The organism is Peribacillus sp. FSL K6-5616, assembly GCF_038008245.1.
Taxonomy (GTDB): Bacteria; Bacillota; Bacilli; order Bacillales; family DSM-1321; genus Peribacillus; species Peribacillus frigoritolerans.
Map to the genome: position 1 here is coordinate 2,475,313 of NZ_JBBOYT010000001.1, position 13,052 is coordinate 2,488,364.

Annotated in this window: 11 protein-coding genes and 1 pseudogene; 5 read left to right on the forward strand and 7 right to left on the reverse strand. The window is 36.2% G+C overall.

From position 1 onward, the window contains the following. Window positions 1–4: 4 nt before the first annotated feature. Window positions 5–1,615: a xylulokinase gene (locus MHB45_RS11805; protein WP_260089024.1), complete on the reverse strand. Its 1,611-nt coding sequence runs from the start codon at window positions 1,613–1,615 to the stop codon at window positions 5–7. A gap of 338 nt (window positions 1,616–1,953) precedes the next feature. On the opposite strand from MHB45_RS11805, the gene MHB45_RS11810 reads away from it, so the two are divergent. Next, window positions 1,954–3,045: a GntR family transcriptional regulator gene (locus tag MHB45_RS11810; protein ID WP_048686115.1), complete on the forward strand. Its 1,092-nt coding sequence runs from the start codon at window positions 1,954–1,956 to the stop codon at window positions 3,043–3,045. Between the two features lie 14 nt (window positions 3,046–3,059). On the opposite strand, the pseudogene MHB45_RS28280 reads toward MHB45_RS11810, so the two are convergent. Continuing rightward, window positions 3,060–3,268: pseudogene (locus MHB45_RS28280) on the reverse strand (IS110 family transposase); the annotation flags it as partial. A gap of 861 nt (window positions 3,269–4,129) precedes the next feature. Beyond that, window positions 4,130–4,573 carry an Lrp/AsnC family transcriptional regulator gene (locus MHB45_RS11820; RefSeq protein WP_260089023.1) on the reverse strand — a complete coding sequence of 148 codons (444 nt, stop codon included), beginning with the start codon at window positions 4,571–4,573 and terminating at the stop codon, window positions 4,130–4,132. A gap of 119 nt (window positions 4,574–4,692) precedes the next feature. Between MHB45_RS11820 and MHB45_RS11825 the strand changes: the two genes are divergently transcribed. Then, window positions 4,693–5,238: a cysteine hydrolase family protein gene (locus MHB45_RS11825; protein ID WP_072273085.1), complete on the forward strand. Its 546-nt coding sequence runs from the start codon at window positions 4,693–4,695 to the stop codon at window positions 5,236–5,238. Window positions 5,239–5,540: 302 nt separating this feature from the next. On the opposite strand, the gene MHB45_RS28285 is transcribed toward MHB45_RS11825, so the two are convergent. From MHB45_RS28285 to MHB45_RS11835, 3 genes are all read right to left on the reverse strand, one after another. Continuing rightward, entirely contained in the window at window positions 5,541–5,663 is a 123-nt protein-coding gene (locus MHB45_RS28285) for a DNA methyltransferase (RefSeq protein WP_081088624.1), read from the reverse strand. 820 nt (window positions 5,664–6,483) lie between these two features. After that, window positions 6,484–7,122 carry a LysE family translocator gene (locus tag MHB45_RS11830; RefSeq protein ID WP_048686126.1) on the reverse strand — a complete coding sequence of 213 codons (639 nt, stop codon included), beginning with the start codon at window positions 7,120–7,122 and terminating at the stop codon, window positions 6,484–6,486. A 263-nt stretch (window positions 7,123–7,385) separates the two neighbouring features. After that, window positions 7,386–8,015 carry an FMN-binding negative transcriptional regulator gene (locus MHB45_RS11835; protein WP_207118002.1) on the reverse strand — a complete coding sequence of 210 codons (630 nt, stop codon included), beginning with the start codon at window positions 8,013–8,015 and terminating at the stop codon, window positions 7,386–7,388. Window positions 8,016–8,135: 120 nt separating this feature from the next. Here MHB45_RS11835 and pdxR point away from each other — a divergent pair, with 120 nt between their 5' ends. Beyond that, window positions 8,136–9,521 (forward strand): MocR-like pyridoxine biosynthesis transcription factor PdxR, encoded by a 1,386-nt coding sequence (gene pdxR / locus MHB45_RS11840; protein WP_048686131.1) that lies wholly within the window; start codon window positions 8,136–8,138, stop codon window positions 9,519–9,521. A gap of 205 nt (window positions 9,522–9,726) precedes the next feature. Here the strand turns inward: pdxR and MHB45_RS11845 are convergent, their stop codons facing one another. After that, window positions 9,727–10,338 carry an FMN-binding negative transcriptional regulator gene (locus MHB45_RS11845; protein WP_048686133.1) on the reverse strand — a complete coding sequence of 204 codons (612 nt, stop codon included), beginning with the start codon at window positions 10,336–10,338 and terminating at the stop codon, window positions 9,727–9,729. A gap of 439 nt (window positions 10,339–10,777) precedes the next feature. Here MHB45_RS11845 and MHB45_RS11850 point away from each other — a divergent pair, with 439 nt between their 5' ends. Together MHB45_RS11850 and MHB45_RS11855 are read left to right on the forward strand one after the other, a co-directional pair. Further along, the gene (locus MHB45_RS11850; protein WP_260089025.1) at window positions 10,778–11,695 is read left to right on the forward strand and encodes a LysR family transcriptional regulator; all 918 of its coding nucleotides are present in this window, start codon (window positions 10,778–10,780) and stop codon (window positions 11,693–11,695) included. Between the two features lie 104 nt (window positions 11,696–11,799). Beyond that, complete coding sequence (locus MHB45_RS11855; protein ID WP_048686137.1) at window positions 11,800–12,438, forward strand: HD domain-containing protein; 639 nt, start codon at window positions 11,800–11,802, stop codon at window positions 12,436–12,438. Window positions 12,439–13,052: the final 614 nt, after the last annotated feature.

A 13,052-nucleotide genomic window follows, 5' to 3' on the forward strand; every position in this document is an offset into this window, starting at 1 on the left:
CCACTCATAACATCAAATTGTCTACAGCGGCCTGCTCAATCACTAAACCCTTCCTGTATCTTTCAATAAATGCTTCAAATCCTTTAACATCTACTTGATCAGGATAAATTTCTTGCCCATCAGCCTCTTCGAATACTTTTTTGTCAAGGAAGTCTTCTAAACTTTCTTTTTGATCTTTATTTATCATGTAAGATGCAAGAATCGCCATTCCCCACGCGCCGCCCTCTCCTGCTGTTGACATAACTGATACTGGAGCATTCATTGCAGCCGCAACAATTTTTTGTCCAACAAGAGGGGTTTTAAATAAACCACCGTGAGCCAAAATACGATCAATTGCAACATTTTCTTCTTTTGTCAAAATACCCATTCCGATTTTCAATGCACCGAAAGCAGTAAAAAGGTGAGTCCGCATAAAGTTTGCCAAATTGAATTGACTCTCAGGCGAGCGGACAAATAATGGTCGCCCTTTTTCTAATCCTGTGATATTTTCACCTGAGAAATAACCGTAGCTAAGCAAACCACCACCATCTGGATCCGCTTCCAAAGCTTTATTCAACATTACTTCAAATAATTTATTTATATCAACCTTTTGTCCCATTGCCTCAGAAAATTCACGGAACAATCCCAGCCAAGCATTGAGATCACTTGAACAGTTATTCGCGTGAACCATTCCAACGGGACTTCCATTTGGTGTAGTTACCAGATCAATTTCTGGATATACTTTTGAAAGTTCCTTCTCTAGTACAATCATCGCAAAAACGGAAGTTCCTACTGATATGTTTCCAGTACGTTTCCTCACACTATTCGTAGCAACCATTCCAGTCCCAGCATCGCCTTCCGGTGGACAAATTGGAGTGCCTGGTTGTAAATTTCTTGATCTATCCAGGATTTTCGCTCCAATTTCGGTCAATTCACCCGCTTGCTCGCCTGAAATGTAGACTTTAGGAAGAATCTCTTTTAGCTTCCAAGGATAACCTTTCGTCGCAATTAAATCGTCAAACTGCTTGACCATTGATTCATTGTAATCTTGTGTTGATTCATCAATTGGGAACATGCCTGAAGCATCTCCAATGCCAATTGCTTTATTTCCAGTCAATAACCAGTGAATGTATCCAGCCAAAGTCGTAATACAATCAATGCGAGGCAAATGTTTCTCTTCATTTAATATTGCTTGATAAAGGTGAGCAATACTCCATCGTTCAGGGATATTAAATTGAAATTGATCAGTTAGTTCTTTTGCTGCAACACCTGTTGTTGAGTTACGCCAAGTTCGAAACGGAACCAGTAGCTCCCCTGTACTGTCAAAAGCCATATACCCGTGCATCATTGCAGAAAATCCAATAGAACCTATTTTTCGAATGGTAATTCCATAATTCCGTTCAACTTCTTGCTTCATTTCACTATAAGCTGTTTGCAGACCAGTGATAATATCCACTAAGTTGTACGTCCAAATTTCATCTTCCAAGAGGTTTTCCCACTCGTAACTTCCAGATGCGATAGTTTCATGATGATTATCAATCAACACCGCTTTAATACGAGTGGATCCAAATTCGATTCCAAGTGAAGTTTCTCCCCCGGTAATCGCTTGTTTAATTTTTAATATATTCGTTTGCACGTTAATCCCCCTTCTGTCAGCGCTTTCAATAAAAGGAGGCGCTTAAATTTATTAACAACCATATTATATTTTTTGTACGTACATTTGTCAACGGTTTATATTATTTATACTTACAACTTTCAAGCGGAATACTCCATCCTCACCTTAAAGTCATAAATTAGGATTAAAGGAAGTTATCCGACATGAAACCTAAAGGTAAATAGGGGAAATTTATAACTTTATACAAAAAATAAGATGATTTGTTTTAATTCATTCAAAAATTATGTTAAAATATGTCCGCACAAATATTTTAAGCGCATAAATTAGAATGCAAACAACTATGGAAGAAGTGAGGTTTAATGAAACCAAAGTATCAGGTAATCATTGATGATTTAAAAAATAAAATCCTTACAGGTGAATATAGTGTAGGGGAACAAATTCCTACTGAATCCGTCATGCAAGAAATGTACAACGTTAGCCGACACACTGTACGAAAGTCCATTTTAGAATTATCAAACGAGGGATTCTTGAGAAGTGAAAAAGGATCTGGCACATATGTTAGTAACCAATATCAATCAAAATCTGGTGGCAATTCCAAAAATAAAACGATTGGTGTAATCACGACCTACATTTCTGATTACATTTTCCCTTCTATTATCCGCGGAATTGAAAGAAGATTGAATGAAGATAATTATTCGTTACTATTAGCCAGTACAAATAATGATGTCGAACAAGAAAAAAAAGCCTTGGAAATGATGTTGTCATTTGGCGTGGATGGCATGATCATTGAACCTACAAAAAGCAATCTATACAATCCCAACATCGGTTACTACCTATCATTTAAGGAACAAGAGGTTCCATTCATCATGATCAACGCTTATTATGAAGAATTAGAGGTCCCTTTCTTTTGCCTGGATGATGTGCAGTCAAGCTACCTCGCAACAAAAGAATTGATTTCGAAAGGACATACCCAAATTGGACTCATTTCGAAAATGGATGATTTACAAGGAAAGTATCGAATGAAGGGGTATATAAAAGCACTTGGAGAAGCCAAATTACGCTTTCAACCAGAACAATTGCTTTCGTTTACTACAGAAACGAAGCTAGACCTATACACGAACTTGAAAGAGTTCCTAAATGAAAATAGAGACGTGTTGACTGCCATTGTTTGCTATAACGACGAGGTAGGGTTGGAAGTTGTAAATGTATGCAGACAACTTGATATTTCTATTCCCGAACAATTATCAATTATTGGCCAGGACAATTCCTATATTGCGAAAAATGCCAATATCAAACTAACGACATTAACACACCCACAAGAACGAATGGGACATGATGCAGCTGATTGGGTCATTAAGAAATTACAAGGAAAGAAGGATTTACCAAACGAAACCTATTATCAGCCAGTGTTAATTGAAGGCGAAACTGTCAAGGAGTTAGACATACAATAACCTTAGTGTGTGATGCCTATAGGCTCCACTCCCACAATGGCTGCCTCCATCCATTTTATTAAACCAGCAAATCCATCTTCATTATTTTCAAATGCAAATGGGTCTACGATTACAATTCCACGGGAATTCACTGCTCTAGCACATGTAATTGTTGGGCAATATCCACTCCAATGGAAATTCTATCGTTTAGTTGATTTTGTTTATCTTGCATTTTAAACTTCAAATCAGGGTTCCTCATAGGGTTTTGAGTTAGTGTGGTGTCTTACTCATATCTCACTGAGGAGCCCTATTTTTTTAAAAGCTGAACCCGTTTTGTTCCATAAGAAAAAGGCTGCCACAGCAACCTCCTTTTTTAAAGCAAGACCCATTAGTTCAGTAATTTTTAATAAAACATCATATCTAAGGAAAGTGGAACAAATAGTATAACTGTTGCAAACCAAATGGGGTAGCTAAACGAGCAGAAGAATTTACTTAATCAACAATTATGGCTAACGTAACCTTCAACGAGGAAAGTACTACATTGAGCATGTAGATGAACAAAATGGAACAGGTGCAATCCATTCACTTGATTAACCAAATAAAAAACAAAGTGTGTCTGTAACCAGCTTATAAGAACAGTAATTTGTCCATATTTCTTCGATACATTAATAAACTTCCACCTTCGGTTATGGATTCATGTTAGTTTAAGTTCATGGACCATCTTCTTTAACAATCTATCCCCTTGTTTAAGTCTACACTATATCTCTATGCCACCTCTTTGCTGACGGATTCCCGCTTTTACCCACATCCCTCGCGATTAAGGGAATAATAAGATAGCAGACCCTGCTACTACGGTAACTAACGTAAACAACCAATGTTGGCCCGTCATCATCAATTCAGGAGCAAAACTAACAATTACTATATCAACCATTCCAACACCAACATAAGCAAGCGCATAATCATCTACCGTTTTTCTTTTCCCTTCGAATCTACGATATTTAAAAAGACTATTCCCACTGCTACTGTCCCAGTCGAACATCCCATACTTGGAACGATTCATGATGATTGGGAATACAGTGTCTTCTTTTAAATAAAAATATATTTATTAAATTGTGGCAGTCAATGGATTATGTTGCTTAATTTCTTGTATTGATAGATATAAAGAATAGTTCCCATAATCGAGAATTTTATTAAGAAAAAGATTCAATAGTTCTTGAGAGTTAACTTTTATTTTTAAATGGTAACAACCTTCTCCCGATACTCGGTGAGCTTCAACTATCTCATTTCTATCATTAATAAAACGTATAAACGAATCATGGTTTGCTGTTTTCATATAAATAATGACAAATGCTGTATAAGAAAGTCCTAATTTCATTTCATCGACTATTAGTGAGTAGGCTTTAATTACTCCATTTCCCTCAAGTTTTTTAATCCGATTTCCTACTGCTTGTCCCGTCATATGAATTTGTTCACCTAAGTCTTTCCACTGAATACGTGAATTTTCGGATAATAACCGAAGGATTTGAAAATCAATGTTATCAAGTTCCATAATAAATTCCTTTCACCATGAAATGCTTTGATATAAAAGTGTTTCATCAAAGTATCGATAGAAATCAATATATCATTTATCATTATATTGTACTAAAATTTTATAAAGAGGTGGAAAAAATGAGCACAGCTTTAATCATTGTCGATATTCAAAATGACTATTTTCCAAATGGAAAGATGGAATTAAGCACCCCTGAAAAAGCAGCCGCTAATGCTGCTAAAGTTCTTGAATGGTTTAGGCAGAATAACAAAGATAATATTTTTCATGTTCAGCATATCGCTAGTGATCCTGGGTTAGGCTTTTTTCTTCCGAATACGGATGGAGTTAAACTGAATGAAGCTGTTCTACCATTAGAACACGAAAGCGTTATCATAAAACATTTCCCTAACAGCTTTTTACAGACTGAATTAGAAAGCAAATTAAAAGAAAAAGGAGTGACAAAGCTAGTGATTGTAGGTATGATGACGCATATGTGCATTGATGCCACAGTCAGAGCTGCAGTGGATTTAGGCTTTGAAACTACACTTATTGAAGATGCATGTGCGACAAGGGACTTATCTTATCAAGATAAGGTCGTTCCAGCTGAACAGGTCCATTATGCCTTTGTCAGCGCACTTAACGGTATGTATGCCAATGTAATTTCGACCGAGGATTTCCTGGAATAAAAAAAGAATACATCCTTAGAACCAATAATTTATTATAAGTGGGAGCTTGTTTTAAAACAAGCTCCCTTTTTTACTGATGTTAGACTGTTATCCAAGCTGTATCTTGCTGTATCTTGCAGTTTCCTGCAAATGTGCAACTACCCGTTGCACAGGAAAACTCAAACCAAAAAAAGAGAAATGATGTTAAAGGTATACCGTCACATGCCCATCAAACTAGGGCATGTGACAGTACCTCAATACTAAAATACCTGTATCAAATAAACACTTATCTCACGGCCAAAATAAGACTGCACAATCAACTTTTAAAAGCTTAACATTCGTAGCTTATTATCTAATTCGAAACCAATAAAGTTCCCTTTTAGGTTAATTGCAGCCTGTCCTGTTGATCCTGACCCCATAAAACGATGTAATACTTTTTCAAACAATAACTTAATTTTGACAAGGGTGAATTCTTACTTTTCCACTAACGCAGGAGCTTCATTAGAAGCCCCTATTAATAAGAAATGACCCTTTATGATAAAACCCTTCTCTTTTTTTGAACGACTTTCCTTTTACTTTCATAATTCCCGTTAAAAACAAAAGATGATGAATTACTTGTAAACCGAGTATGACAACGTATTTGTTAAGTTTAAAAAGGCAGAAGCTGCAATTATCAAAGAAAAGATAAGAGTATAATAGTGCCCTTACCTCAGACTGTAGGCAAACTCGATGAAAATTGAGTATGCCTATGGTTTTTTATGGGTGTACTATTTAGACGTTGATTTCCGCTTCAGGCACTCGCTTTCAGCGGACGGTCGCAAGGAAGCCTCCTCTGCACCTTTGCGCCTGGGGGGTCTCCCCTTGACACGTTTTTCCCGCAGGAGTCTCGCACTTCCGCTCCAAACCTTTAGATAGAAACCTTTTGCCTAGAGTCTTTATTGATTTTAACCGAATTATTAAAAAAACTTGTGTGCTGAGGATGCCTTCTAAACATGATTCTATCAGGGAGATCAACTGGTGCCTGCGATCTAGTTGGTTCTTAAAATTGAGGCTGCCATTGACTTCTCTTTCCTTTATGATTTGATGAAAGATATGCATTAAGAAATTTTTTAATTCCGAACCCCCTTTGTCTACAAACAGAGGTAAGAGCATGCAATTGCATGAGGGGATGACGACCAAAAATCATCATCAATGATAAATCTAGGCATAATCTTTCCATTTCATTTTATTTATTATCTTAGTAGAATCGATTTTTATCAAATACTCTTATGTTTTGGAGGGGCTCGCAAAGACGGAGAATACCCCTAGAACAATATATAAATAACCAGTTATCCGATTCTGAAACCTAGAATTCACTTCACTACCCAGAATCCGCTTTCTAATACTTGCTGCAAGTACTGCATACAGACCATCACTAATGAAAGCTAGGATAATAAATATAATTCCTAAAAGTAAAAATTGTATGGTGACTGAACCAGCCGAAGGTGATATGAATTGCGGAAAGAAGGCTAAAAAAAAGAGAGCTGTCTTAGGATTCATTACTTCTACGAGCGCAGATTCGTAAAATATCTTTAATAACTTTTTGCGAGGGGCTTTTGGAATTTCTGAAGTCGTTCGATCAGATGTAGAAAATAAAGTCCTGCACCCCAGATAGATAAGATAAGCAGCACCCAAGTATTTAACGATATTAAAGGTTGTTGCTGATGTCATAAGGATCGCTGAAACTCCAATCGCTCCAGCTAAAACGTGAACAGAACCGCCAAGTGATACACCAAGAACTGATACTATGCCCGCCTTCTTCCCTTGGTCTATACTTCTTGCCATAATATACAACACAGCTGGTCCAGGTATTATTAACAATGTAGCAGCAGTAAGTACAAATAGCCAAATATTTGAAAACTCCATAAAAAGCAACTCCTTATTGTATTTTGGCACAAGATTTATTGGGCTCCTCCTTGATGGCGAAAGTAAGGTTACACTTTTTTAAGGTTCGCTTTCATCGAAGGAGGCGATTTGTTGCTCATTTAGAAAAGGAATCTGTTCCAACTTTTTTTATTATGAGCTCTTGTCTGTAAGGAATGGTTTTGACTTACCTTTGCTTTCCTTAAAAAATGTTAAACACCATTTTTGTTTTTAGGGTGCCACTGCAAACCCTATTAATATACTAATCATTCAATTGACCCTTTCCTCTGCTCACGCATCCATTTCGCAACCTGAATCTCCCCTTGTTCATTTGATTTTTCAAGCTCTGTAATAATCGCTTTGTAATCGGTGTCATTACGATTTTGACTCATTTTGGCTGCAGCTTGAATAGATGTGATTTCAATTTCAAAGCCCACTATTCCTTTCATTTCACTCTTTAGCAACTCTGGATCAAACGTTTCCCAGGTCCGGCCATTTTCTCGGTGACCCTCATAATGATTAAGCATAGTATCCAAGGAGGAAATCAGCTCGTCTTCAGTGATTAAACGAGCTGATCCATACGCATGTACAGCTAGATAGTCCCATGTAGGAACCTCTTCGCACTGATACCAACTTGATGAAATGTAAGCGTGCTGCCCTTGGAAAATCAGTAACACATCACTATTATTGTCTAAAGTCTTTTTCTGCATGTTTCCGTATGCAATATGCCCAGTCGCATAGATTTTCCCTTCATCTTCGCGAATTTCCAAAGGGATATGAGTAGCTAAGGGACGATGTTCATTAACAGTGATCAATAAGGCAAACGGGTTAGACTTCATAATTTGAACTGCTTCTTCATTTTTCATACGATATTGCTTAGGAATGTACACAATCATCTTCCTTTCAACTTGTATTTGAATTTTAAAAATAAATATCCGATAAAAAAATATTATTATACAAGTTGACATAAAAAAAGGTACAATATTAAACAAATATACATGTCAGAGGGAATGCAAATGAATAATACCATTTTTACGTTCAATGATAACGCCCCAAAATACAAACAAATCTATGAGAAATTCAAATCATATATTGAACAAGGAGACATTTTGGCAAATGAGCAATTACCCTCCATTCGTCAACTTGCAGATTCTTTACATGTAAGTCGCAATACAACTTTATTGGCATATGAACAACTTGTTGCTGAAGGTTATATTCGTGGAGAGGGCAGAAAAGGATATTTTGCAAACGAGTTAGAACCCCGTATATTTCAGGAACCCTTAATCTCTTATGATAAAAAGCAGACTGAGTCCAAGATACCTCCAGTAATTAATTTCAGGGCAGATGCCGTTGATCAAACTCATTTCCCACTGAAAATTTGGAGGAAAATTGCTAATCAAGTATTAACATTACAGGATAGCTTTCGATACGGGGAACCATTTGGGGAAGAATGCCTGCGCGAACAAATCTCAACATATTTATTCCAATCACGCGGCGTGAAAACAAATGCAAATGCAATTATTATCGGAAGCAGTACCCAACAAATGCTTGTATACCTTGGACATATACTGAAGGATGAATTCCAGAGTATTATAGTTGAAGACCCTGGTTACGACGGTGCTAGGGAAGCTTTTCATTTCCATCGTTTTATGTTTGAAACTTTGCCGGTTTATGAAACAGGTGCTGAACTTTCACAATTAGAACAAATGAAATCACGATTAATCTATGTAACTCCTTCCCATCAAAGTCCAATTGGAGTAAGCATGTCCATCCAACAACGGCAAATGATTATTCATTGGGTTAACAAGATGCGTGGATATATTATCGAAGACGATTATGATAGTGAATTTCGCTATACACAAAAACCATTCCCTGCTCTTGCCTCCATTGATTCAGCAAGAGTCATTTATTTAGGGAATTTCTCGAAGTCCTTTCTTCCAGGAATTCGTTTAAGTTATATGGTCTTGCCACAGCCACTTTTAAATCGTTATAAAAATCAGTTTCTTCATTTTGAAGCCACCACCTCCCTGCTTAGCCAGCTTACAATGGCTAAATTTATGGAAGAGGGAGAATGGAGTAGACATATAAAACGCATGCGCCTAGTTTATAAAAGAAAAATGCAGCACTTAGTATCCGCTTTAAAAGAGCAATTCGATCAAAATATATCCATTATTGGTGAACAATCTGGTTTGTACGTATTAGTCAAAGTACATCTGAAGCATTCAGAAGAATGGTTAATTCAGCAAGCTTCCTTACATGGAGTTACTGTGTATCCTACTTCTCTCTACTTCATTAAAAATAACACCGACGGACCAATGGTTAAATTAGGTTTCAGTAATCTTTCTTCCCATGAAATTGATGTGGGTGTGAAACTCTTAAAGAATGCATGGTTCAAAGAATAACTCCACCATTCTTTGAACCAATTTGTAGCTGTTTTAATTGAATGTTTGGTGCTGCAATGATAAATAATCTTCATAGGACCCTTAATTTTTTATTGCGATGACATTAAGTGCGGCTGTAGATCAAAAACTAAGCCTAATTTCCGTCTGGAATTAGGCTTAGTTTTTGATCTACCACATTATTGAACAAGACAAAGTCGAATAACTTTTATTTTTGTAGATTTTTCTTCATAAGAGATGCTATTTGTATATTACCTTGTTGAGAAGTGTTTTCAAGATGCTTAATAATTAATTCTTGACGTTCAACAGGGTGATTTTGACTTAATTTAGCTTTCGCTTCAATTTTTGTGATTTTTATTTTAAAAGCTACAATCCCTTTACTCATTCCTTCGATAAATCTGGAATCCACATCCTTTAAACGGTATGGGCTTTCTGGATTTTCATATTTGTTTACCATATCATTCAGTGAATCGAATATGACTTTTTGATCTTTGACAATCTCCATCTTTCCATATAAATGGATAGAGACATAATTCCAAGTAGGAACTGCCATCGTTGTTTCATACCAAGAAGGAGATATATAAGAGTGAGGACCTTGGAAAACCGCAAGAACTTGTTGGTATTCTATATCCTTCCATTGTTCGTTTGGGCGGGCAAAATGACCATATAAAGCACTTTCACCTTTATTTAATGTGAGTGGAAGATGGGTAGCGTATGGTTCTCCATTGTGTCGAGAAAATAAAGTGGCAAAGCTGTACTTTTCAATAAAATCATAAATTATTTCTTCATCCTTGAGTTGAAAATGTTTAGGTATATACATGATTTAGCTCCTCCTTGATATTTGTCATTTTCGGCTACTCTCAAATTTTAAGTATTATATGAGATATTCTATTATGTGATCTGACATCTAAAAAGGTACAATTATTATTAATTGCGCATGTCAATGGTGATTACAATTTTCATATAATGATGACCTTTTATTTTGACGTATATAAACTTACATTTAGTGAATTAATTACGACTTCAATTTTAAGCAATATAGACAGTTTTCTGTTTAACCAGGCCCGTTATCCAACATCATTGTGAGTTATTTATGAACCAAAATAACAGATAGCTAATGGTGTTTTTTAATTTTATCCAGCAATCGGGCCAAATTATGGAATAATCCCTTCAAATAAAGTAACTTAATAACTAGATTATTTTATTGGAAGCATACAGATTTAATTTTTTTCATTAGAAAGGATTGAAATAATATCGAAATAAGACATTTAGAATATTTCTTAATGGTCAGTAAAGAACTGCATTTTACAAAAGCAGCTGAAAAATTAGGAATTTCGCAACCAACTTTAAGCCATCAAATTAAAATGCTTGAACAAGATATAGGCTATGCACTATTTAACCGTATTGGTAAGAAGATTGAACTTACCAAGGTGGGTGAAATCGTACAACAAGAAGCATTGAATATTCAATATTCCTTACAAAGTATATCTTCTCAAATTAGAGCACTTACAAAAGTAGAAATCGGGGAATTGAAAATTGCCGTGTTACCAGGAGAAATAACTGATTTGGTTTCCACTTTGTGCATTAAATTCAACCAATTATATCCAAACATAAAAGTGTTTGTTCAAAGTACGGATCAAGTGGAAATGGCTGTTTTAGAGAATCAAGCTGATTTTGGTATTGGTTTTGAATACAATCGTGATTATATGTTGATGGTGACGAAGTTGTATGATGAAGAATTTTACCTGATTAGTAATCAAAGTAATGGAGAGCGGAAGGTTTCATTTTCCGATGTTTTAGACAGTCCGCTTATTTTATTTCCAAATATCCATCAATGCAGAAAAATACTTGATAAAACGAGTCTTGAGGCTGGCAGGCAGTTAGAACCTATCGTCGAAACGTCTAGCATTGAATCTATCTTGAAGCTCGTTCGAAATGGGGTTGGCCGCAGTTTTGTTTCGCGTACATTATATGAATTTTATGATACAGAGGATTTATTTTTCCAACGTATTGAAAAACCAACTTTGACTAGATCTGTTTATCTCGTGATGAAAAAGAATCGTTTTATCAATTATGCAGCACGTAAGTATATTGAGTTATTATTATGTGAAATCGAAAGGCTGCGTTTTCATACAGAAAAAGATGAGATAGCTTCTTTAAAAAGTTCTATATTATAGTTTTTATCTATTATTATCATAGAAATGAATGGATAGATAAATGATAAATTCCTCTTTACAATGAAAACAAGTTCATAATCAAATTGTAAAGGGGATTTTTAATTATGTTTCAAGAAGTAGCAGGTATTAAAATTCCAGATTCTCAATTGGCTAAAGAAGCAGCAGATCTTTTACGCGAGCATGGGGACGACTTGTTGTGGAATCATTCAAATCGTGTATTTTTATTTGGTGCAGTCAACGGAAAAAAAACGAAGCAGAATCATGATTTAGAGTTGCTATATGTTAGTGCATTATTCCATGATTTAGGTTTAACAAAAAAGTTCAGCAGTCCAGATTTACGATTTGAAGTAGACGGTGCAAATGCTGCGAGGAGCTTTTTACAACAGTATCAAATTCCAGATGAGTCGATCCGTCTTGTATGGGATGCTATTGCATTACATACGACACCTGGCGTTGCAGAACATAAAGAAGCTGAAGTGGCACTACTCTTTTCAGGTGTTGGTTTAGATGTGATGGGAGATGGCTTTGAACAATTCCCTGACGACTTGCGTGAAGAAATTATAAAAGCCTTCCCACGTAACAATTTCAAAAAGGACATTATTCCAGCGTTTTATGAGGGCTTTAAGCATAAGCCAGAAACCACTTTCGGCAATATGAAGGAAGATATTATTGAATATTTTAGACCGGAATATAAAAATAAAAATTTCTGTGATTGTATTTTGCATTCACCTTGGACAGAATAGGGTACAAAAATGACAGAAAGTTTGTACAAAAGGTTATATCGGCCAAGGAAGCTACTAAAAAATAAAGGCTGTTTTCGCATACTTTGTTGCTATTTACCAAGTAGTGCGGTGTGGTTGATTTCCCCTCCAGATGCTCGCTTTCCGCGGGGCGTGCGGTGAGCCTCCTCGGCGTAAACGCCTGTGGGGTCTCACCTGTCCCGCTGCTCCCGCAGGAGTCTCGCACTTCCGCTCCAATCAACCTTAAATAGTTTCGTAAAAACAACAATCTTTACGAAAGGAGCGAAAATAAAAAATAAACAACCAATTTGGTTTCTCCCTTGGTTGTTTATTTTTATTCATAACTAATAAAGACCCCTGTGTTTGAAACAGTAACATTCAACTATATAAATTTTATTCTATTCTCAAATAAAAATCGATTAAATACTTTCTAGCCCACTTCTTGTCCTGCCAAGCGAATGACTTCCTGCCAGTCACCTATCGGAAGCTTGCGGGAAACGTCCACAAGCTTATATTCTTAAAGCCGTAAAGCAACTTCCCCCTACGGATAAGATTAATCTTGAAATGTCTGAATTGGGCTCGCTCCTTATTCCCTATCCAGACCATCGGGTATAGTT